The 22639-nt window shown below is 48.8% G+C and carries 19 protein-coding genes; 10 read left to right on the forward strand and 9 right to left on the reverse strand.

What is annotated here, in order from left to right:
* Window positions 1-19 precede the first annotated feature (19 nt).
* Together ACFO5U_RS00635 and ACFO5U_RS00640 are read left to right on the forward strand one after the other, a co-directional pair.
* Window positions 20-2407, forward strand: a complete 2388-nt coding sequence (locus tag ACFO5U_RS00635) for a heavy metal translocating P-type ATPase (RefSeq protein ID WP_377275754.1) — start codon at window positions 20-22, stop codon at window positions 2405-2407.
* Between the two features lie 100 nt (window positions 2408-2507).
* Complete coding sequence (locus ACFO5U_RS00640; protein ID WP_465264058.1) at window positions 2508-3728, forward strand: MFS transporter; 1221 nt, start codon at window positions 2508-2510, stop codon at window positions 3726-3728.
* Between the two features lie 42 nt (window positions 3729-3770).
* Here ACFO5U_RS00640 and ACFO5U_RS00645 read toward each other — a convergent pair whose 3' ends face one another.
* From ACFO5U_RS00645 to ACFO5U_RS00655, 3 genes are all read right to left on the reverse strand, one after another.
* The gene (locus ACFO5U_RS00645; protein WP_377275758.1) at window positions 3771-4088 is read right to left on the reverse strand and encodes a DUF5658 family protein; all 318 of its coding nucleotides are present in this window, start codon (window positions 4086-4088) and stop codon (window positions 3771-3773) included.
* A gap of 88 nt (window positions 4089-4176) precedes the next feature.
* On the reverse strand, window positions 4177-5031 hold the full coding sequence (locus ACFO5U_RS00650; RefSeq protein WP_377275759.1) for an SDR family oxidoreductase: 855 nt from the start codon (window positions 5029-5031) through the stop codon (window positions 4177-4179).
* A 124-nt stretch (window positions 5032-5155) separates the two neighbouring features.
* Entirely contained in the window at window positions 5156-6445 is a 1290-nt protein-coding gene (locus tag ACFO5U_RS00655) for an MFS transporter (protein ID WP_377275761.1), read from the reverse strand.
* Between the two features lie 301 nt (window positions 6446-6746).
* Here ACFO5U_RS00655 and ACFO5U_RS00660 point away from each other — a divergent pair, with 301 nt between their 5' ends.
* The gene (locus ACFO5U_RS00660; protein ID WP_377275763.1) at window positions 6747-7976 is read left to right on the forward strand and encodes a helix-turn-helix domain-containing protein; all 1230 of its coding nucleotides are present in this window, start codon (window positions 6747-6749) and stop codon (window positions 7974-7976) included.
* A gap of 58 nt (window positions 7977-8034) precedes the next feature.
* On the opposite strand, the gene ACFO5U_RS00665 is transcribed toward ACFO5U_RS00660, so the two are convergent.
* Entirely contained in the window at window positions 8035-9156 is a 1122-nt protein-coding gene (locus ACFO5U_RS00665; RefSeq protein WP_377275765.1) for an NAD(P)/FAD-dependent oxidoreductase, read from the reverse strand.
* Between the two features lie 166 nt (window positions 9157-9322).
* Between ACFO5U_RS00665 and ACFO5U_RS00670 the strand changes: the two genes are divergently transcribed.
* The 5 genes from ACFO5U_RS00670 (at window position 9323) to cls (ending at window position 14929) form a co-directional block, all read left to right on the forward strand.
* Entirely contained in the window at window positions 9323-10168 is an 846-nt protein-coding gene (locus ACFO5U_RS00670; RefSeq protein WP_377275766.1) for an MBL fold metallo-hydrolase, read from the forward strand.
* A gap of 169 nt (window positions 10169-10337) precedes the next feature.
* Window positions 10338-11603: a glycosyltransferase gene (locus ACFO5U_RS00675; protein ID WP_377275768.1), complete on the forward strand. Its 1266-nt coding sequence runs from the start codon at window positions 10338-10340 to the stop codon at window positions 11601-11603.
* Window positions 11545-12264, forward strand: coding sequence for an HAD-IIB family hydrolase (locus ACFO5U_RS00680; RefSeq protein WP_377275770.1), 720 nt, complete (start codon window positions 11545-11547; stop codon window positions 12262-12264). The genes ACFO5U_RS00675 and ACFO5U_RS00680 overlap by 59 nt, the downstream gene beginning before the upstream one ends.
* Before the next feature lie 167 nt (window positions 12265-12431).
* Window positions 12432-13262, forward strand: a complete 831-nt coding sequence (locus ACFO5U_RS00685; RefSeq protein ID WP_377275771.1) for a squalene/phytoene synthase family protein — start codon at window positions 12432-12434, stop codon at window positions 13260-13262.
* A gap of 212 nt (window positions 13263-13474) precedes the next feature.
* Entirely contained in the window at window positions 13475-14929 is a 1455-nt protein-coding gene (gene cls, locus ACFO5U_RS00690; RefSeq protein ID WP_377275773.1) for a cardiolipin synthase, read from the forward strand.
* 764 nt (window positions 14930-15693) lie between these two features.
* Here cls and ACFO5U_RS00695 read toward each other — a convergent pair.
* Window positions 15694-16491: a M15 family metallopeptidase gene (locus ACFO5U_RS00695; RefSeq protein WP_377275775.1), complete on the reverse strand. Its 798-nt coding sequence runs from the start codon at window positions 16489-16491 to the stop codon at window positions 15694-15696.
* A gap of 190 nt (window positions 16492-16681) precedes the next feature.
* On the opposite strand from ACFO5U_RS00695, the gene ACFO5U_RS00700 reads away from it, so the two are divergent.
* Window positions 16682-17833, forward strand: coding sequence for a 3-phenylpropionate MFS transporter (locus tag ACFO5U_RS00700; RefSeq protein ID WP_377275777.1), 1152 nt, complete (start codon window positions 16682-16684; stop codon window positions 17831-17833).
* A gap of 219 nt (window positions 17834-18052) precedes the next feature.
* On the opposite strand, the gene ACFO5U_RS00705 is transcribed toward ACFO5U_RS00700, so the two are convergent.
* From ACFO5U_RS00705 to ACFO5U_RS00720, 4 genes are all read right to left on the reverse strand, one after another.
* Window positions 18053-18298: a hypothetical protein gene (locus ACFO5U_RS00705; RefSeq protein WP_377275778.1), complete on the reverse strand. Its 246-nt coding sequence runs from the start codon at window positions 18296-18298 to the stop codon at window positions 18053-18055.
* 48 nt (window positions 18299-18346) lie between these two features.
* A complete protein-coding gene (gene yidC / locus ACFO5U_RS00710) occupies window positions 18347-19180 on the reverse strand; it encodes a membrane protein insertase YidC (protein WP_377275780.1) in 834 nt (277 codons plus the stop codon).
* 141 nt (window positions 19181-19321) lie between these two features.
* Window positions 19322-20107 (reverse strand): AraC family transcriptional regulator, encoded by a 786-nt coding sequence (locus ACFO5U_RS00715; RefSeq protein WP_377275782.1) that lies wholly within the window; start codon window positions 20105-20107, stop codon window positions 19322-19324.
* A gap of 275 nt (window positions 20108-20382) precedes the next feature.
* Complete coding sequence (locus ACFO5U_RS00720; RefSeq protein WP_377275784.1) at window positions 20383-21276, reverse strand: diacylglycerol/lipid kinase family protein; 894 nt, start codon at window positions 21274-21276, stop codon at window positions 20383-20385.
* Between the two features lie 191 nt (window positions 21277-21467).
* Here ACFO5U_RS00720 and ACFO5U_RS00725 point away from each other — a divergent pair, with 191 nt between their 5' ends.
* On the forward strand, window positions 21468-22589 hold the full coding sequence (locus ACFO5U_RS00725; RefSeq protein ID WP_377275785.1) for an MFS transporter: 1122 nt from the start codon (window positions 21468-21470) through the stop codon (window positions 22587-22589).
* Window positions 22590-22639: the final 50 nt, after the last annotated feature.

Genomic DNA, 22639 nt, shown 5'->3' on the forward strand with positions numbered 1-22639 from the left:
TATGAAGGTGGGATAAAAGATGTCAACTAAACAAACGGAATTGCCGATTACCGGCATGACTTGCGCAGCTTGTGCGACCCGTGTGGAAAAAGGCTTGCAGAAGCTTCCTGGCGTGTCTCAGGCAACCGTCAATTTTGCAACGGAAAAAGCATCCGTCAGCTTCGATGACCAACAAGCGGACTTGAACGACCTGCATCAAAAAGTCGAACAGCTCGGCTATGGCATTCAGCAGGAAGAAATCGATTTTTCGATTCAAGGCATGACTTGCGCGAACTGTTCTGCACGCATTGAAAAAGCGCTGAACCGCATGGATGGCGTCGAACATGCAACGATCAACTTAGCGCTCGAAAGCGGCCATGTCATTTATACACCTGGTACTTTAACACCTGGAGCTTTCGTCCAGAAAATCCAATCGCTCGGCTATGACGCCATACTCGACCAGGACCAGCAAGAAGCGACCGATTACAAACAGCAGGAAATTAAGAAAAAGACCCGCCAGTTCTGGATTTCCGCTGCCTTGTCGTTCCCTCTTTTATGGACAATGTTCAGCCATTTCACATTCACTTCGTGGATGTACGTTCCGGATATTTTTATGAACCCGTTCGTCCAGTGGGCGCTTGCCACACCGGTTCAATTCTGGATCGGCGCTACGTTCTATAAAGGCGCCTATTTCGCACTGAAAAACAAAAGCGCCAATATGGATGTACTTGTGGCACTCGGCACATCGGCTGCCTATTTCTATAGCGTCTATCTAGTTCTCGACAATTTGGGCATGGGCCATCATATGGGCTTGTACTTCGAGACAAGCGCTGTGTTGATTACTTTAATCGTTCTCGGGAAAGTGTTTGAAGCGCGGGCGAAGGGCCGATCGTCCGATGCCATCAAGAAATTGATGAAATTGCAGCCTCAGCATGCGCTCATCGAACGCGGCGAGGAATTTGTCAGCGTGCCGATCGCAGAGGTTAGAGAAGGCGACGTGCTGTTAATCAAACCCGGCGCCTCTATCCCTGTCGATGCGGCTGTTGTCTCCGGCAGTTCAGCTGTCGACGAGTCGATGCTGACCGGTGAAAGCTTGCCCGTCGATAAAACAGCGGGTGATGCCGTTTATGCCGCGACCGTCAACGCCAACGGTTCCTTGAAAGTGCGCGCTGACAAAATCGGCAAAGATACAGTATTATCGAACATCATCCGTGTTGTCGAACAAGCGCAAGGCTCAAAAGCGCCGATCCAGCGGCTGGCGGATAAAATTTCTGGAATCTTTGTCCCGATCGTGGTCGTTATTGCGACCATCACATTTATCGTATGGTATTTCGTGGTCGACACAGGCAATTTCGCGGCTGCCTTGACGAGCACAATAGCCGTTCTCGTCATCGCCTGCCCTTGCGCTCTCGGACTCGCTACGCCGACATCGATCATGGCCGGTTCCGGTCGTGCCGCTGAACAAGGTGTATTGTTCAAAACGGCAGAATCGCTGGAAACGACCAAACATATCGACACGATCGTGCTGGATAAAACCGGCACCATTACCAATGGACAGCCTGTCGTCACTGATTTTGTTGCCGCAGCAGGCATGGATGCTGAGCGGGTCAAACAGCTTGCCGCCAGTGCCGAACGTGAATCCGAACACCCTGTCGCCCAAGCAATTGCAGACTTTGGCGATGCCTTATTGCCAGTGAGCCATTTCAAAGCGGTGCCGGGACACGGCATTCAAGCGACAGTCGACGGACAGGCCGTTTTAGTCGGTAACCGCCGATTGCTCGAAGGCATCACCGTCGATGAACAGGCCGCCGAGCAATTGGAAAGCGACGGCAAGACGGCGATGTTTATCGCCATCGATGGAAACTACGCCGGCCTTGTCGCGGTAGCGGATACCATTAAAGGCTCCGCAAAAGCCGCGGTCGAAGAAATGAAACGCATGGGGCTCCGCGTGGTCATGCTGACTGGAGACCAACAACGCACCGCTGATGCAATTGCACGGCAAGTCGGAATTGACGAAGTAGTCGCGGGCGTCTTGCCGGCAGAAAAAGCCGGACATGTCCGCGCACTGCAAGAGCAAGGCCGCAAAGTCGCCATGGCAGGCGACGGCTTGAACGATGCTCCAGCGCTGGCAACAGCGGATATCGGCATGGCAATGGGCACTGGCACAGCCATTGCCATGGAAGCCGCGGATATCACCTTGATGCAAGGCGATTTGATGCGCGTCGCGGATGCGGTTCGCATGAGCCGGTTGACCGTCCGCAATATTAAGCAGAACCTATTTTGGGCACTCGCTTATAATTCACTCGGCATCCCGATCGCCGCAGCCGGCTTTCTTGCCCCTTGGCTTGCGGGTGCTGCAATGGCGTTCAGTTCCGTTTCGGTTGTCTTGAATGCGCTCCGTTTACAGCGCGTCAAATTGAATAAATAAGGAAATTCCACAAGCTCCCAGCCGCCGTTTGGCACAGGGAGCTTTTTTCATTGCCCGACTTTTTCGGCTGCCGTTGTTCTGCGGGCGAAACAAGAGTAAAATGAAATCATTAGTCTTTCCAGAAAGCAGGAATTCCTTTATGAAAAAAACCATTCTATTGCTCATGTCCGTCCAATTTTTCGTTTATCTTGGTTTCGGCCTTATTATCCCGATCCTTCCGGAAGTAATTGTCCAGCAAGGCTACTCCAATATCCACGTTGGCGGATTGATCACCATATACGCCCTGTCTTCTTTTTTCACAGCTCCGCTGTGGGGCAAGTTATCCGACCGCACCGGCCGCAAAAAATTGATTTTGGTGGGGCTCGCGGGATTTGCGGCGAGCTTTTTCCTATTCTCGCTGTTTCTCGATAACCTCGCGCTGCTCTATATGTCCCGCATCATCGGCGGACTGTTTTCCGGAGCGCTATATACTGCTGTGACGGGGTATGTTGCGGATATCACGACCGATGAAGAACGCAATAAATACATGGGACTGCTCGGCATGTCGATTGGTCTCGGCTTTATTTTCGGGCCGGCGATCGGCGGCTTGCTCGGCGCCATTTCACTATCGCTGCCGTTTACTGCGTCTGCCGTATTAGTGGTACTGCTGATGGTCTATACTTCCCTCGTCTTGAAAGAGCCCGAGCGAAAAGGCGAGGCCGTCAAACGGAAACTGTTGCCTAAAGGCGCCAGCATGCTTTGGCAATACCGCATCCGTTACCTATTCCTGTTTTCTTTCATGGTGACGTTCCTGCTTGCAGGACTTGAGTCGACATTCCAATTATTCCAAATCGACCAGATTCAAATCACTCCCTTGCAGCTCGGCTATTTGTTCATGGCCTCAGGTTTTGTCGATGCGGCCATCCAAGGCGGCGTTGTAAGGCGCATCAAAAATGGTACCGAAACACAGTGGATCATCGGTGCCCAGATCGTCACTGCCATCGGTTTGGTGTTATTGCCGTTTACGACGAGCCTGATTTTTGCAGGGGTAGCGCTCAGCATCTTTACTGCCGGAAACGCCTTGGCAAGAACCGCGCTCGTGTCGCTATCGTCCAAAGAAGCTGGCGGCAAATACGGAACCGCAGCCGGTATGACGTATTCGATGGATAACTTAGGGCGCATCATCGGGCCGCTGTTCTTCACATGGCTGCTGACGATGCAGTCGGGCGCCATCTATTATTTGTCCGGCGCACTCGCCCTGTTGAGCATCATTTTAATCGTCCTGTTCAAAGCTTCACAAAAATCGTTGCGCGATCAAACAGCTCAACAGACTCCCGCATGAACAATCCCTCGCTAGCATTTGCTAGCGGGGGATTTTGTCTTCTTATAGATAAACAAGTGTCAACCACGTGATGTGCAATGCGAGTATGCCGAAATACAATACATTGACGCTTAAGAGAAAGTAGCGCCAAAAGCGGGATTGCAAATGCACGAGAGGCGTAAAGAGAAAACCAGCGAGGCAGGCGGATAACAGCAGTTTAATCAGGAAAATCGTCAGAGGGGCAAATGAGCTGAGCAAAGGGTTCGCCTCTTCGATGGCACCTGCCACCAATCCCCAATAAGTCAAGAATCCGTCGGTTAAGTTCAAAACGATCAATGTCCAAATCGGTTTCTTTAACGGCGTTTTCGGTTGAACAGCCATCTTTCCCACCTCAATTTTCTGTCGATTTTTATTTCTTTTGTCAAAAAAAAACATTTAATCAGCAAGACTGATTAAATGTCCAAAAAGCTTAATATGGTGTACCTCCGTTGATGTGCAGCACTTGGCCAGTTACGTATGAGGAATCGTCGGAAGCTAAGTATACATAGCCCGGTGCCAGTTCATCAGGCTGCCCCGGACGTCCGAGCGGTGTGCCGGTGCCGAACCCTTCAACATCTTCTGCCGCGAACGAAGCCGGAATGAGCGGCGTCCAAATCGGTCCCGGCGCTACGCCATTGACACGGATGCCTTCTTTTGCGAGCGATCCGGATAAAGCTCGGGTAAATGCGAGAATCGCGCCTTTGGTCGAGGAATAATCAATCAAGCTCGGTTCGCCCTTGAACGCGGTGATCGACGTCGTGTTGATGATCGATGCCCCACGCTTCAAGTGGTCGAGCGCTGCCTTGGTCAAGTGGAACATACTGAAAACATTCGTTCTGAAAGTTTTCTCCAACTGTTCTGCCGTGATGTCTTTCAGCGACTGTTGAACATGCTGCTCCGCCGCGTTATTAACCAACACATCAAGCTTGCCGAATTCATTGATCGTTTGATCGATCAACTGTTTGCAAAATGCTTCATCGCCGATATCTCCTGCGGCGAGCAGGCATTTGCGGCCTTCCCTTTCCACCAGCTGCTTCGTTTCCTCGGCATCTTCATGCTCATCAAGATAGGAAATGACCACATCGGCCCCTTCTTTGGCGAATGCCACAGCTACTGCACGCCCGATGCCACTGTCGCCTCCTGTAACGAGTGCCACTTTGCCCGGCAAGCGGTGGGCCGCGCCTGCTAGATTGCCTTGGAAATCCGGACGCGGCTCCATTTCGTTTTCAAAGCCGGGCTGGCGGTCTTGATGCTGCGCCGGCACTTTCTCCACTTTGTCTTTCATCGAAATCTCCACCTTTTCCATTTTTTCATGTATCCACCGTTTTCCCCTTACGGCTTTTCCTAAAACATGGATTGTCCATACAAAAAGCCAGCCGTCCCTATTCACTAGAGAAGGCTGGCTTGATTTAAGATAAAACTTTTTCGAGCGGTTTTTCCGCCAGTTGCGGATAGGCTTCCCGAATGATGGCCGGGCGCATATTATAGGCGGTCAATGCGAGCAAGCACAAACTGCACGCCCATATTACATACTCGGCAGGAACCAAATCATAAAGCAAGCCGAACAATAGATAGCCGAGCGGCATCATCGCCATCGCCATCGATTCCAAAATGCCGAACACGCGGCCGCGGTATTCCTCCTCCACATCTTTTTGCATCATGACTCCGATCGGTGTATTGACAAAGACATTCGAAACACCGAACGCCAGCATCAATACGAGCAAATAGATGACATTGCCCCAATAGGACAAACCAGCGACCAAAGGCAGCGATACACCGGCAAGCAATAACGACATGACTAGAATGGCGCGTTTGGAAAACTGGAGCGGGAATTTGACTTCTTTGCGAACCGAGAAGTAAATAGAGGCCAACAGCATGCCCACTGCGATCATTGCTTCAATAAAACCGAAATGCACCGCTTGTACATTCAATTGCTGGATCGCGACAAACGGCAAGCCGATCATCAATGCCGAAAAGAAGAAATTCAAACCGATGGCGGTTGTGACGATGACTGTGATGACGCGGTTTTTCCGCAAATACATGGCCCCTTCTTTCATGCCTTGCCAGACGCTTTGATTCGCTTTTGAATCAGCTATTTCTGTACGTTTTGTATAAAGCCGGAAATTCATCGTCGCTTCAAGCAAGACGGCAAGCACGTATGCCAGCACCTGGATGAGCAGGAACATGTTCATCGATACGAATCCGAACAGCATGCCCCCGACGACCGGCCCACCGATCGTTGCAAGCGCCAGCGCTGATTGGTTGTAGCTCATCGCTTTTTGAATGCGATCCGAGTCGATCAAATTGGCGATGGAAGAAGAAAAGGCGATGCCGGTGAACATGGAACTTGCTGACACGAGCGCAGTAGCGATATAGATGGCGGTCAGGGACAAGCCGTTCGACATGCTGTAGAGGAGCAAGCCGCCGACTGAAAGAATACTTGCCGACTGCGACAACAAGACGACCGCTTTTTTCGGATAGTTATCTGCGACATAGCCCGCAAACGGTGCGAGCAATGTGCGCGGCAAAATGCTGCAGATCAAATTGATGGCGAAACTGGCTGCTGACCCTGTCAATGCCAAGACATAAAGACTGATTCCGAATGCATACACCGAACTGCCGAAAGTAGCAATCAATTTACTGACGGTAAAAGTGTACAAATGATACGTCGCCTGTCTCAGTTTAGCTGCTTCGTTCATGTTCTCCCGCTCCCTTTCCCGAAATAAGTTTAATTTAATTAAACAAAATATATCACGCTTTTATTCGCATTTCAAGCGAAAGTTTAATATAATTAAACAAATTTTCCGTTTTATTATTTAAAGTCGGAAGTGCCCCAATACAATTGCCTTTTTTACTAGTAATTAAATTAAGTTAAAGATTTCTCTACTTCCAGGATTCGGCGCGAAATGCTAGAGTCATTCATAGGCAACGCAATTATTGCGACGAAGCGTCTCAGTAAAACTTACAAATTCAACATAAACATAAAAAGCAGGTGACGTTATGGCAACTTTGGGAGAACGCATCAAGCAATTGCGTAAACAGCAAGGGTTGACTTTGCAAGCGTTGGCAGGGGATGAACTGTCGAAGGGCATGCTCAGTCTGATCGAAAACAATAAAGCGAATCCATCAATGGAGAGCCTCTCTTATATTGCGGAGCGTCTCGGGATTGAACGCAATGAATTGCTGGAGGAAATTCCGACGGCGGAACTTCGCTCGCTGCTGGATGCAGTGGAAGAAAAGCGCAAGCATGTTTCCGGCACGGATGAAGAAATGCTCGCTGCTTATCAAAACATCGCGGAGCAAATCCATCCTTATGTCGACAAGCTGCCGTTCCGTTATGAATCGGCGCGCTTGCTCGAGATTTATAGCCGCTGCAGCTATCATACGAAGCGCTTCGACTGGGAAGCGGCTTTTGACCGGGCCCAGGCGATATACGAGCAGTTGCATTTGATCAACCATATCGCCGACCTCCATATGTTCCGGGCATTGATGAAGTTTAACGAACACCGATACAGCGAGGCGCTATCGATGCTGCAAGCGTCCCGCAAAACGATCGAAGAGCAATCAGGCAGTTTGGATCCATTAAAGAAATTGGACTTTGACTATTACGAGTCGATTCTCTACTCGGCAACAGGCGACAAAGAAAACGCACGTCGTTTGATGGAAGAAGCGATTGCCTATTCCAAAGACCAGCAGATTTTCTATCAAATTAATGCCTTGTACCGGCTTGCCGGGTTTGAAGCCTTACTGTCGGGCGATATGGAGCGGAAAGATTATTATATCAGCAAGCTCCGGCTGTTTGCAGCGTTCTCGGAAGATGAGGAGATTGAGGGGTTTGCCGATACCATAGAAATCCACTACTTGAATTCATTCGGCCATAAGTACGAAAAAGCAGATCACCTAATCGAGAAATGCTGGGGAGATTCCCCGAAAAGTGAGTATTACTATCTCGAAAAAGGTAAAGCCTTATACGGCATGGGGCGCTACGAGCAAGCGCTTGACTGCTTTAAGCAGCATCGCATGAACCGCTTTATGCATCACCCGTATGATTTGTCGATGCATTACGAAAAAGAAGCGTATATGGCGCTCATCTACGAACAGCTAGGCGATCACGAACAGGCGAAAGCTTACGCGCAAAAAGCGAAACAATTGATCGAACCGATGCCCGATCTTCCTTATAAGGAGTTTATTATGAAGACGTACCGGAAAATCGTCGGCAGTACTGAGTAACTAAGTTAATCGAATCCAAAAAAGCGTCAGGAGAAACGATTTCTCCTGACGCTTTTCTTTATGTTAAGCCATTGAATGCCTCTTCGATTTTGTACAAGCTGATATCAATATCGGCCTCTTCCCCCATAGCAAGCTTCGCGAGCTGCATGCCAAGATACGGCCCTGCCGTCAAACCGGATGAGCCGAGTGCGTTGGCGGCGAAAAGCTGCGCCTGCCCCGGCACTTGTCCGATAAACGGCAGCGCACTCAATGTCGCCGGACGGAACCCGGTGGCAGCGCCCTTGAATTCGGCAGCCGCCAGACCCGGTGCCACGTCCAAAGTTTTTTCTAGTATATGAAAAATGCCTCCAGCTGTTAGCTTGTCATCAAAACCGGCATCATTTTCGTGGGTTGCCCCTGCGACGATGCGGCCGTCTTCAAACGGGACGATATACTGCCCAAATGGCACCATCGCCACCGGCCAGTCCCCTGTTCCCGCGTCGCTCGACTGCAAATGCAAAATCTGTGCTTTTTGCGGAACGACTTTCAATTCCAGGCCAAGCGGTTTGAACAAATCTGCTGCCCATGCCCCGCCAGCAGAAACGATCGCTTGGGCAAATAATTGCTCGCCGCCCACTTGCACGCCGATTGCCTGCCCGCCTTCAATCAGTAGCTGGGCATCTCCGGAGAGGACAGTGGCGCCGAAACGTTCGGCAGAGCGGATGAGTGCATCGCGCACCGATGCGCCGTCAACACGCGCCGCGCCACTCACGTACAGCGAGCCATAACGATCCCCGGCGTATGGAAATCGTTGTTTTGTTTGCTGTGCCGTGAGACGTTCGATATCACCCATCTCGGGAGATCCCGCTTGCCGCTCGCGTGCTTTTTGTTCCATTTTGTCGAGCTTCGACTCTTCATGGATGCTGACAATGCCGACTTGCTTATAGCCGCTCTGCCGTTCGCCGAGCGCTTCAAGTTCTTTGATCAATACTGGGTAATAAGCCGCCCCGCTTGATGCGAGCTTGTACCATGCTTGATTGCGCCGTTGGGAAATCCACGGACAGACAATGCCGGCCGCTGCCCCTGTCGCTTGCCCCTGGTCAGCACGGTCGATCAACGTAACTTGGCTCCCTGCTTTCGCGGCGTTGTATGCTGTCGCGGCTCCGACAATGCCGGAGCCGATGATGATAATCGATTTCATGTTACTGCACCTGGCTTTCTTGATGATCTGGTTTCTATTCTACCGAAGCATAGCCAGAGACTCAAATCCCGTTTGAGTCGAACTGGGCTTGATTGGAAAACGGAATTTCGGGTAAAGCAAGGATAGAAGAAAATCCAGTTTATCCAATAAGGAGGAATTGAATTTTATGGAACGCAGCACAGAAACAGATGCACTCATGCCGATGACTTCCATCCGCAGCGGATCAGGGATGGAAATTGCCCCGGATACGTACTGCTACACGACACAGATTTCCAATGTTTTTCTCATCGGCAACCCTGCCGTCAGCCCGAACTGGGTGTTGGTCGATGCGGGCATGCCCCGCTCAGCGGAAAAAATCCTCAAAGCTGCCGAAAAGCGTTTTGGCCAGAATCATCAACTGCAATCAATATTTTTAACGCACGGCCATTTTGACCATGTCGGCGCGATTATCGACATTTTGGAAAAACATCCGGTTCCAGTCTATGCCCATAAAGCAGAATTCCCTTATTTGACCGGTATGGAAAACTATCCTGAACCGGATGCCAGCGTCGAAGGCGGCATCGTCGCGAAAATATCCAAAACTTTTCCGGTACAGGCCATCAATATCTCTGAACATCTCGTGGAGCTGCCAGCAGACGGCAGCGTTCCAGGGTTGCCGGAATGGCGCTGGCTCCATACGCCGGGCCATACGAAAGGCCATGTGTCGTTCTTCAAGGAACTCGGACGTGTGCTGATTGCAGGAGATGCATTTACGACAGTCAAGCAAGATTCGCTCTACAAAGTGATCCGGCAGAAAAAACACATCCATGGCCCTCCGGTCTATTTGACGACCGACTGGCGCGCAGCATGGGAGTCTGTCTGCAAATTGGCGGACTTAGAACCGTCCGTTGCTGCCACTGGCCACGGCAAGCCGATGAAAGGGTCTGAGCTGGCAGAAGGCTTGGTAGATTTGGCCACGCATTTTCCTGAGGCCGCGGTCCCGTCACACGGGAAATTTGTGCATACGAAATAAACGATGAAAAGAGCGCCCGGCAGCGCTCTTTTTTCATGCTTTTCTCTTTCTTCATATAAAGCAATAAAAATTTTCTGAAATCGTGTTTCTTTTTTCCTGAAATTGGGTATACAAAGAACGTGCTCCCAGCTCATTTCGGCGAGTAAAATATGAACGGAGATGAACGACAATGAATAAAAAAGTGCTTTTTGTATCGGATCATGGCGATCCATTGGCTAAGCTAGGCGGCAAACAATCCGGCGGTCAAAACAATTACGTCAAACAATTGGCACTCGCTCTTGAAGCAAGAGGATGGCAAGTGGATGTTGTCACCCATTGGTGCGACGCAAGTGCCCCACAGATCGAAGCTTTCGGCGAGCGCTGCCGTGTCATTCGTATCGAAGCCGGCTTTAAAGGGTTCGTTTCAAAAAATGAAATGTTTACCATGCTTCCTGAGTTCTATGAAGAAATGAAGCAGCTGCTGCCGCTTTCCACATATGATATTGTCCACACCCATTACTGGCTTTCAGGGTTAATCGGGAAAAAACTTAAAGAAGAATTTGAGCTTCCATATATCCATACATCCCACTCGCTTGGATGGGCGAAAGAAGAAGCGACCGGTACGCACGATGCACGCCGCGAAAAAGCGGAGGAAACGGTCCTCTCGCATAGCGACCATATTTTAGCGACAACCAATACCGAAAAACAAGTGATCAAGGAAAATGTTCCTGGCTCTTCTCCCATCTCAGTGATCCCCATTGGAGTCGACGAGGCGTTTCGCGTCCGCGGCAGCCGCCACCATATTCGCAAAAAGTTCGGTTACGAGGATCCCCTCTTCGTTTTTGCCGGACGCTTGGAAGCGACAAAAGGCATCTTCACTTTATTAAAAGCCTTTAAGCTCCTGGCAGAAAAAAGCGGCGACCGTTACACTCCAGCACTGGTCATCGCTGGCGGAGAACCGGACGCTATTGACCGTGAAAGCGGTTTGCCAAAAGATCCAGAACTGCGCAAAGCAGTCAAAGGCATCGAACAATATGTCCGCTTTGTCGGACCTCAAAACCAGGAACAACTGGCGCTCTTGTTCAACTCTGCCACAGCAACGATCGTTCCGAGTTTCTATGAATCTTTCGGAATGGTCGCCGCAGAAGCCCAAGCTTGCGGCAGTCCCGTCATCGCTTCAAAAGTCGGCGGGTTGAAGAATGTGGTCGAAGATGGCGTCAGCGGATTGCTGATTGAATCCCAAAATGAAATCGACTTGGCGATTGCGATGGAAGTACTTTCCGTCAATGCGTTGTTGGTTGAACGCCTGAGCCGCCAAGCGGTGCGCATAGCACGCAAAGATTTCAATTGGCACAGCATCTCGAAAAGAATAAATACATTGTATGAGGTGATTATCCGTGAACGGAGCAACACACTTGCTGGCAACCGATTTAGACGGAACCTTAGTCGGGGATAAGGCCGGACTTCGGGAACTGTTGGATTTCTACGCGGAACAGCCTTATGAAGTCGGTTTGATTTACATCACCGGCCGGCACCTTGCTTCTGCACGGACGTTGATACATGATGAACAGCTGCCCATTCCAAAAGCGCTCATCACCGATGTCGGCACCGAAATCTACATGGGATCCGCCTTTCAAAAAGATGAACACTGGGAAGCACGATTGATGCAGGACTGGATGCCAGCGCAAGTTGAAGAGATTGCAAAAGGCATTGCCGGTATTCGTGAACAGGATTTGCCGGTCGACAGCCGGCGTTCGTATCACGTGAGCGATCCGCAAGCCGTGGAACAATTCCGCCGCTTGCTGCAAGAACGAGAAGTCCCCCACAAGCTGATCTTTAGCGGCGGGAAAGACTTGGATATCTTGCCTCCGCAAAGCGGAAAAGGCCAAGCGCTTCAATACTTGCTCGAACGATATGACATTGCAGATGCTAAATTATTAGTTGCCGGTGACTCCGGGAATGATTTGGAAATGCTGACGCTTGGTTTCCCTTCCGTAATCGTCGGCAATGCACAGCCTGAGCTTCAACAGCATGGGCAACACCCGCTCATTTACCGTGCCAACCGCCACTGTGCGGGCGGGATTTATGAGGCATGGACTTACTTCCACGCAGACTGAACCCTTTGGAGAATCACTTTCTTCCAAAGGGTTTTCTATTGCCCAAACAGGTAATCATTTGTTTTTCCGGCAATTTCGTTTATATTTAGAAGGAAGACATTTTACGAACCAAATGGATCTGGTCCATACATAACGCAGTTCAAAATCCGTGAAAAGGAGGACTGAAGATGAGCAAAGTCGCCAATCTGCAAAAAGAATCCCTCGCAATGCTTAAACAAACAAGCCGGACATTTTTCATTCCGATCAGCTTTTTAGAACCTGCCTTAAAGAAAACTGTCGGCTCTGCCTATTTATGCATGCGTGCAATTGATGAAATCGAAGACCATCCCGAGCTCCCCGCTGAAGTGAAAGCATCCCTCCTCCGCTCTATTCAGCATATGCTCGAAACTTCGGTCGATAAAGAGGCTTACCAAGCGCTTGTCGCGCCATACGCAGAAGATTTACCGGCAGTGACGATGCGCCTTCCGGACTGGATCGAAGTGTGCCCGGAAGAAATCCAAGGAAAAGTGCTCGAATCGACCGCCATCATGGCAGGCGGCATGGCAAAATGGGTCGAAAGAGACTGGGTCATCCATACGCGTGAAGATTTGGATGATTACACGTACTACGTTGCGGGACTTGTCGGCGTGATGCTTTCCGATCTATGGAGATGGCATGACGGCACCGAAACCGATACGGAACTCGCGATCGGCTTTGGCCGCGGCTTGCAGGCTGTCAATATGCTGCGCAACTACGATGAGGATTATGAGCGAGGCGTCACATTCGTTCCGGATGGCTGGACGCGCGATGACATGTTCACATATGCCAAAGAAAACTTGGCCCAAGCCGACTTGTACGTGAAATCTATTAAAAACAAACGCATCCTCATGTTCTGCAAAGTACCACTCGCTCTCGCCCACAGCACCTTAAAAGCGCTTAAATCCGGCAAGGAAAAAATGAGCCGACAAGAAGTCGAAGGCATTGTCGAGCAGCTGAAAGAAGAAGAACGATTGAGCTAAGAACAATCGCATACTATACCAAACTGCCACCTATTTATTAGATGCATGTCTAATAATGGAGGCAGTTTTTGTTTGGCCAAAAATACGAGAAAAAAATTTCAATAATTTTGATTCAAAGTAAACCTCACCCATTTCTCTTGCCACTTTCTTTCAAACGCTAAACTAGTCTATACTAGAAGCAACAGAGTTCACTCTAGAGAGGAAGTAGTGTAATGACCGTTACCATATTTAGTGTCTTGACCGCTGCAATCTTTATCATCAATATTTTTCTTGCAGCGGCGCTGGTGTTTTTAGAACGCCGTGATGCTTCTTCCACTTGGGCGTGGTTATTGGTGCTATTTTTCATCCCGATTGCCGGGTTCTTTGTTTATTTGTTGCTCGGACGCAAGCTGCGCAAAAAAAAGCTGTTCAAATGGGAAGGCCGTAAGCGTATCGGTATCGAAAGCTTGATCGCCCATCAAATGAACGAAATCCACGATGGCACGTTCAGCTTCCGCGACATCAGCACAAAGGATTACAGCAATTTGATTTATTTGCACCTGCGCAATAATGGCGCTTTGTTGACACAAAACAATCATGTCAAAATCTATAACGATGGACGCGAAAAGTTCGATGCCTTGATACTCGACATCGAACAGGCACAAAACCATATCCACATCCAGTATTATATTTTCAGGCTCGACCAGCTCGGCAACCGCATCATGGACGCTTTAATGGCCAAAGTAAAAGAAGGCGTCAAAGTGAGGCTATTATATGATGATATGGGGTCTCGCAGTTTAAGCAAACGCCATTTTAAAGAGTTCATAGCGGCGGGAGGCGAAGTGGAAACCTTCTTTCCTTCCAAGCTTCCGCTCATCAATCCACGCTTGAACTACCGGAATCACCGGAAAATTGTCGTCATCGACGGGAAAGTCGGTTATATCGGAGGATTTAATGTCGGTGAGGAGTATCTCGGCCTCAACCGCCGCTTCGGCTACTGGCGCGATACGCACCTGCGCTTGGAAGGCCCTGCGCTGTATCCGCTCCAGACGCGCTTTATCCTGGATTGGAACCAGGCATCTACACGCCACGATATTGAATACGATGAAGTCTATTTTCCGCAACAACCGGAAACCGGCACGACGTCGATGCAAATTGTCTCGAGCGGGCCGGATGAAGAATGGGAACAGATTAAAGACGGTTATTTAAAACTGATTCATGTGGCGCGCGAATATATTTATATCCAAACGCCCTATTTCATTCCGGATGCCAGCTTTTACGACGCCATCCGCATCGCAGCACTATCCGGCATCGATGTGCGCATCATGATTCCGAACAAGCCGGATCATCCGTTCGTTTACTGGGCGACGTTTTCATATGTCGGACAGATGCTGCGTGCCGGGGCGCGCATTTTCATCTATGACAACGGATTTTTACATACCAAGATGATTGTGGTCGATGACGAAGCATCTACAGTCGGCACAGCGAATATCGATGTTCGCAGCTTCAAGTTAAATTTTGAAGTGAATGCTTTTATTTATGATGAACAAGTATCGATCGAGCTTGCAGATTTGTTCAAACAGGATATGGAACTGTCGACAGAGCTGACCTATGAGATGTACATGGCGAGAACACGCATGATCAAGACGAAGGAATCCATTGCCCGTCTACTGGCACCGATTCTTTGATTGAGAGGTAAACGCTCTTCCCTTTTGGGGAAGAGCGTTTTTTGCCAACGGATTGAAATCTATGTGTAGGCTGAGTTTTCATCCTGGGATGGCTATCGCTGCAAGATGCGGGTCATGCAGCTGATGCGGCAGGAGAGAAAAGAAGTGAGTGGAAAAGCTTCTGCTTTTCGACTGCGTGGCAGGGTCTGCTTGCCGTGGAGCGGGTGTTGAGCCAACGTGCCAAAAGCGCGGCACGTTTGTCTCGCCAGCCCCCGCGGTCCCACTGGCGTCAGTCCCCTTCCACTCCGTCTCTAGTTTTAGACGGATGAAGAATTTTGCTGTTCACTGGAGTTAGCATGTGAAGAAGCATAATTTATCGGATCACTATTTCTAGATCGTGGCATCCACGATATTCCAGGGATGCGATGCCCCACCCAGCGGACGCTCTCTACAAAGAAAGCTCAAACTTAACAGGCCACCATCAAAGAAATCAAAAAGCCGCATAGCGCCAACGGGTGAGCCGATGCAGTAAGACGGGCGTACTTTCTGGCTTGCTGCAAGAGGCCATCCCAAAGCAAGGCGGCGACTCCATATGTGATGCACCGAAAAGAAACAACACATCTCCGCACGCCAATCCTAGCTCATTTCAATCCGACTTTATTCTAGGAAAGCGATTCCCCAACCGCTCGACGCGATGAGTAAAAGGCCAGTCCATATAAAAAACGGCCGCTTCCCTTAAAGGAAATGGCCGGCTGTAATCACAAAGCTTATTGGTGTGATTTTTTTTATTGAACGCCCAAATATTCTTCCAGCGTAATGTTTTGGTTGTAGATCGCGGTGGCGGCTTTTTTGCCGACATAGCGGAAATGCCAGGATTCGTGCATATAGCCGGTAATATGTTCTTTGCCTTCTGGATAGCGCAGGATAAAGCCGTAGTTATGGGCATTTTCTTTTACCCATTTACCGCCCGCCGTACCTCCGAACGATGCGGATGCCCAGTGCTGCTCCTGCCCTGCTTCGCCGATATCAAAAGCCATCCCTGTTTGATGCTCCGAGTAGCCAGGGCGTGCACTATAGCGGTCCGCTGCTTGTTGGCCGTCTTTTGCCACATAGCCTTCATACAATTCTTTTTGTCTTGCAAAGCCGCGGTATGTGCTGAATGCAACCAATTGCAAGCCTTCAGCAGCTGCCGCTTCGGCCATTTGTTCATAGGCCGCACGCGTATCAGCATCCTCGCCAGGTGCGTAGGTTTCAGGCAGCGGATGCTGCTTGTTTGCGAGCAAGATGCCATTGATGATCGTCGGTTCTGCCGGCAATCGATCGATGTCCGGGTAAACCGTTGCGTCTTTCGGTGCCGGAGCTTCTTCCTCGACCTCTTCTTTAGCTTCTTCTTCAGGCTCTGCTTCAGGCTGTTCTGCCGGTTCTTCGCTCACTGCGGGTTCCTCCTGTTCCTGTGGTGCCGTTTGTTCGGTTTCTTCCGGTTGTTCGGTAAATGCCCGCGCTAATGCTTTCATGCTTTCTCCTGTATCCCAGTTGTGCATGGAAAGCCACACTGCGGCAATTGCTGCCCATATTGCTGTCATTGCGATCACCATCCATTTTATATAAAATTTACGATTGAATTCGATTTTGTTTTTTCGCGGTTTCATTGGCTTGCCAACTTTCCTATGATTTCCTTTTCCATTCTATCATTTTCTTTGTGGAAATTCCCCTGGCACGAAAATATTTCGGTATACTTTAATGAGACTTTCTGAAAAGAGTGGAGACCGATTTATGAACAATCAAAAATGGCTGTCACTGAACTTTTTTGCGTTTTTCTTTACATGGGGCGTCTTTTTGCCTTACTGGACCGGTTGGCTGACAAATGAAAAAGGGCTCAGCGTCTCGGCTGCTAGCATCATTATGGGGGCAGGCATGATCGCTCGTTCACTGTCGACCTTATTTTTCTTCCCGCTCTTGACCCGCCTGTTTTCACTCGGGCGCTTGATGCAGATCTTGGCGATTTTATCGTTTGTCATGATGGCGTTTTACATTCCGGCAAACTCCTATACCTTGCTATTCATCATTACATTCGCTTTTAGTTTTGTTTATCCGAACTTGCTGCCGGCCATGGAAAGCGGGGCAACGGTGTTGATGCAGACGGACCGCATCCACTACGGCAAAAGCCGTTCCTATGGCTCTCTCGGCTATACAGTAGCGTTATTGATCGTCGGTGCGGCGACTGCGGTGTGGCAGGAAAACGCGATTTTGTGGGTTATGCTTCTAGGGCTATTGTTCATGGCCGTCACCCAATCGCTTGCCTCGCCGGTCCCGCTTCAGTCGAAGCCCGCTCCGAGACAATCCGATGGGCCAAGTACAACGATGGAGCTGTTGAAATCCAAAGGGTTTCTGACGATTCTCCTCGTTTCCATCTTGCTCCAAGGAGCACATGCCGCCTATTATAATTATGGCTTTATTTACCTTCAAGATATCGGCGTCAATAGTTTTTATATCGGGCTTATTTTGAATGTCGCCGTTATTTTCGAGATTGTCTTTTTCGTAAAAGCCGATACACTTTTCGACAAATGGTCAGTGTCTTCGATGTTTTTACTGGCAGGAATCGGATCGACTGTGCGTTGGATTTTGATTTTCCTGTTTCCATCTGTTTGGGTATTTATATTGGCCCAGACACTTCATGCGTTGTCGTTCGGCGTGGCGCATTTCGCCTTTATCCGTTATATTTTCAAAAAGCTCGACCCTGTGCATATTCCAGCCGCCCAAGGCATGTATGCAGCGCTCGGCATGAGTTTGAGCGTTGCGCTGTTGACGTTTGTCGGCGGTTATTTATACGAAATCAATCCTGGCTATGCATTTCTCGGCATGGCTGCATCATCTTTTCCCGCTGTGGTGCTCGTTTTATTGACACGCAAACGCTTCGGTTATTAATAATATTTAAAAATAATGTTTCGACCCCCATTCCCTGGCCAACTGCGACGAATCACTTAGTATAACTGTGAAAGGGAGCTGGGGATTTTGAAACAAATATCAGAGCGCGACATCCTGACCCTCATGAGTCAGTTGGACTTTCTGCTCGAAGAACGCAAAAAAGATAAACACCATCATATAGAAACAGCACAGGCTAATTAGCCCGTGCTGTTTTTTTCTTTAGATGAAAATAGTGCCGAGAACGACAAAGAATAAAATAGCAAAGATGATCGCCATTGCTTTCATCCATTTCGCCTCGCGGTCCATGCCGCGCTCTTTCATTTGCTTATAGCGGAACGTATTGGTCAAAACGAATAATAGCGTCATGAACAATACCGCGATTTCCATTCTGCCCATAAACAAAAAGGCGATGGCGATAATGCTTAAAAATAAAATCAACACGCCTTGGATAATTTTCACACTCATCAACATCTCTCCTAAAAAAGAGGCCGGCAGTTGTGCCGGCCCTCGAGGTTATTTTTTTTCGTCGGTTGATTCTTTCTCGTCGACAGTTTCTTTTTCTTCCACTGGATCTTTGCCTTCTACTGCTTCAAGGGCAAGTTCGGGATGTTCCGAGTAGAATTTCCGGCCGATGAACGTTTGGATGATCAATAGGATACCGCCGACTGCCCAGTAAACCGGCAAAGCGGCCATGGATGTGAACGAGATAAACATGATCATGATCGGCGACAAGTAGATGAAAAATTTCATCTGCTTTTGCTGCTGTTCCGGCATTGTCCACATCGATACTTTCGCCTGGAAGAAGTAAACCGCACCGGCAATCAATGTCATTGCCACATCAGGCGAACCGAGGCTGAACCAAAGGAATTCATGTGACCGGACGTCTGGCGAATAGAGAATCGCAAAGTACAAGCCCATGATGATCGGCATTTGGATAACAACTGGCAAACAGCCCATGTTGAGCGGATTGACGTCGTGCTTTTTATATAGCCCCATCATTTCTTGTTGGAGTTTCATTTGCTCTTCTTTGTCTTTCGTTTCTTTCAAGCGCTTCTGGATGTCTTCCATCTCAGGGCGCATCTTATCCATCTTCACTTTCATTCCTTGCTGGCGTTTATATGTACGCAGCATAAACGGCATCAAGACGAGGCGGATAATGATGGTAATGACGACAATCGCCATCCCGTAGCTCCCGCCGAAGAGGTTGCCCAAATAATCGAGCGAGAAATCAAATGGCGCTACAAAGATGGTGTAGAAAAACCCTTCTTTGTTTTCAACAGCTGCACAGCCGCTCAAGAATGCGATTGTCGCAGCAAGCATGAGCAATAATGTAATTTTCTTTTTCACGTTTGTCACCTTCACCTTTTTGGACTACTAAGAAGTATAACGATATGGCCGAAAAAATTCAATGCACGGTCCCAGGACTTGCAGCTTTTTTCATTTTTGTGACAAGAATTAGGCATAAGAAAAAGGAGAATTGCTTCTCCTTTATTTTGCATTCGGCAATGTGTAGCGGAAATATGGAATGTGCTGGCTATCACGGAATTGCTTCGGCGTCACCGAGGTATATTTCTTGAATATGCGCGTGAAATAACTTTGGTTGCAGAAGTGGAATTGTTTGGAGATTTCCGAAATCCCTTTGTTTGAATGGCGCAAATAATACTGGGACTCTTCGACGCGGCGGACATTCAAGTATTCCACTAACGTGATGCCGGCATGTTCACGGAAAATACGCGAAAGATGGCTCGTGGAAATATTGAAGTGTTTGGCGATTTCTTCCACTGACAGATCCCGTTCGACTTCGTCGTTGATGAAGATAACGACTTTGTTGACGGTTTGGTGGCCGAATGACGGCTGTTTGCGTTCTGAAATGATGGATGTGAAAAACTCAATCAACTCGTCCGCTACATACATGAATTCGGAATCATTCATATGCTTGTCGACCAGTTCAACACATGCTGCATTGAAGGCAAACGCTTTTTTCGGCGGCACACGCATTTCATACAATTTCCGTGCCATGACGGAAGACAGGATGATGTAATAATTGCGTACAGTACGGATTATGTCTTTTCCTGCATGAAGAGCCAGCATGTCGATCAATTCGCGCAAAGTTTCTTTTGCGCGATCTTTCTCCAAGTTATGGATTTCGTGCATCAATTGCGTTTCCACTTCAAAAAACCGTTCAAGCCCATCGAGTTGAGTGACTTTTTCGGTTTCGTTCATGAAGATTCTGGAAATTGTTTCCTGAATGGATGGTGTTTCAAGTATATTCATCTTCTCCCCGGCTTTCTATGCAAAAAATTTATTGAATCTATTCTTTATAATAACTCCTGAATAAATAATAATAATAGCGTTTTACAGATAATTTTACAAGTTTTTATGCAAATTGCTCTAATTATTTTTCCAAACATATGACATCAGTAACATATAAAACCAATTATACACCTAACATAACGATTCAGCGACGGAAAAGTTTCATTTTCCAATATTTTTACAAAAAATAACAAAAAAGCCGCCACACCCGGACGGCCTCTTGCAAGCTATTGCTTTTATTCGGGCTCACCCGGGACAATGGCACGAATATGGCGCGGCAGGATATCAATATCGAACGGTGTCTTGCTTCCTTCATCTCCATCAATATTGCACGACAAAGGTTCGCTTGTCCGGATTGAAACATGCGTCGTTTGAATAGCTTCCACTGCCGGATCTTTCTCCAACTTCCCACGGACTAGTGCTGCCGCCATCCTTACGTATGCAGGAAGTGCGGAGTTCTCGACAATATATAAATGCAGCAAGCCATCATCAGTCAAAGCTTCAGGCGCAAGCTTTTCAAAGCCGCCGACCGAGTTGGTCAATGCCACGAGAACAAGTTTTGCTTCTCCTTGCCAAGTGCCATGGTCATGCTCGATAACAAATTCGGTGACTTCATCGGAAGCTGCCGCTTTGACGCCTTCGACGAAATAAGCAAAAGCCCCCAATTTAGTTTTTTGCTCAGGTTCTACTTCGTAAGTCGATTCGGCGATGTCGCCGATCGCTAGAATGTTCATGAAGTAATGATCGCCGACTTTGCCGATATCGACGCGCTTTTCGCGTCCTGTCTTCAAGCCTTCTATCGCCTCGTCCGGCTTAAGCGAAATGCCAAGCGCACGCGCGAAATCATTGACCGTCCCGAGTGGCACCAATCCAAACAAAGGCTCGTGCGATTTTTCCGCAAGGCCAGATAAGGCTTCGTTAATCGTGCCGTCCCCGCCCATCGCAACGACTAGATCATACTGCTTCTCGCACGCTTCATCGGCAAAATCGGTGGCATCGCCCGGGCCTGTCGTTTCACGCACATCGGGCTCATATCCCATCTCCACTAAAGTTTCTTCTGCCAAATCCTTATAATCAGCAGCCTGTTCCTTCCCTGAGGAAGGGTTCCATATGAACATCGCTTTTTTCATCTTTTTCCCTCCGGTGCTATAATGAGTTTATATGCTTCAATACCCTAAATCATAGCATTTGTAATCCAACAGGCTGTTTTTTTTACGAAGCCGAAAAAAGTATCACGAAACACGCACACTCTCGGCAAATGCCATTATGCCAAACTGAATGGCCAATTAAATATATTCATTCACAGGAAGTGGGGAACCCGTTGCGCTTATTTATTTATGTCATTATATTCTTCGCTTTTTTTGACTTGTTCGCCCAATTGCCGATCATCAGCCCGTTCGCCGTCTCACTCGGTGCTGGTCCGTTTCTAGCAGGACTCACTGTCGGCATGTATTCTTTGTCGAATACATTTGGCAATATCTTATCCGGTATCTTTTCAGATCGCAAAGGGCCGTTTGCCATTTTGCTTACTGGACTCACCGCCACCAGTGCGGCGTTATTCATGTATGGGCTTGCAGAAGGGCCGTATAGCCTGCTAGCCATCCGTTTTGTCCACGGTTTCGCTGCCGGTCTGACAGTTCCGGCAGCGTTTACCTATTTGGCAAACCGCACCGACCATAGCCGCCGCGGAAAAAGCGCAGCAATCTCTGGGGCTTTCGTCGGCCTTGCTGCCATCATCGGGCCAGCCTACGGAGCCATTTACACGAGCCGCGGAAGTGTTCCGGAAACCATGTTGCTAACCGGCAGCTTGATCGGCATTATCGCCATTTCCGCATTCTTTTTTCTGCGTAGCCACCAATTTCAAAAAGCGGAAAAACTAGCCGAACAGCGCGATGCGTTCAACTGGAACATGGGGCTAGTGAGGTCATTTTCCGGTGCGTTCTTCCTAATGTTTTCACAAGGCGTACTCGCCTATATGCTACCGCTGAAAGTTGAAGCGCTGGGCTATCCCACACAGTTGAGCGGTTTGTTGCTGAGCGCTTTTGGCTTATCGGCGATCCTCGTATTTTTGCTGCCGATTAACCGGCTATTTGATGCTATCCAACCGCTTGTGACCTTGATTATCGGCTTCTCCATCATGGGCGCCTCTATGCTGGCGCTGGCGAATGTTTCGACAGAAGCTTTGCTATATGCGACGCTGTGTACATATGGCTTCGGCTTTGCCTTGTTGTTTCCTTCCATCAATTCTTTGTTGATCGACTCGACAACGCTCATTTCCCGCGGCCGCGCTTACGGCTATTTCTACGCCTTTTTCTCACTCGGTGTCGTCGCTGGGTCAGGCGTGACAGGTGCACTTGCATTTAATGCGGATGAAGGGTTCCTATTTACCGGCTTGCTGCTGGGCTTTATCGCTTTGGCCAATGGATTGATCCGCAAGCGGTGACTGATCGTTATACCTTATGGCTGATATAAAAAAGGCCGTCCCGGCATGCG

It is taken from the genome of Planococcus dechangensis, from assembly GCF_042654465.1.
Taxonomy (GTDB): domain Bacteria; phylum Bacillota; class Bacilli; order Bacillales_A; family Planococcaceae; genus Planococcus; species Planococcus dechangensis.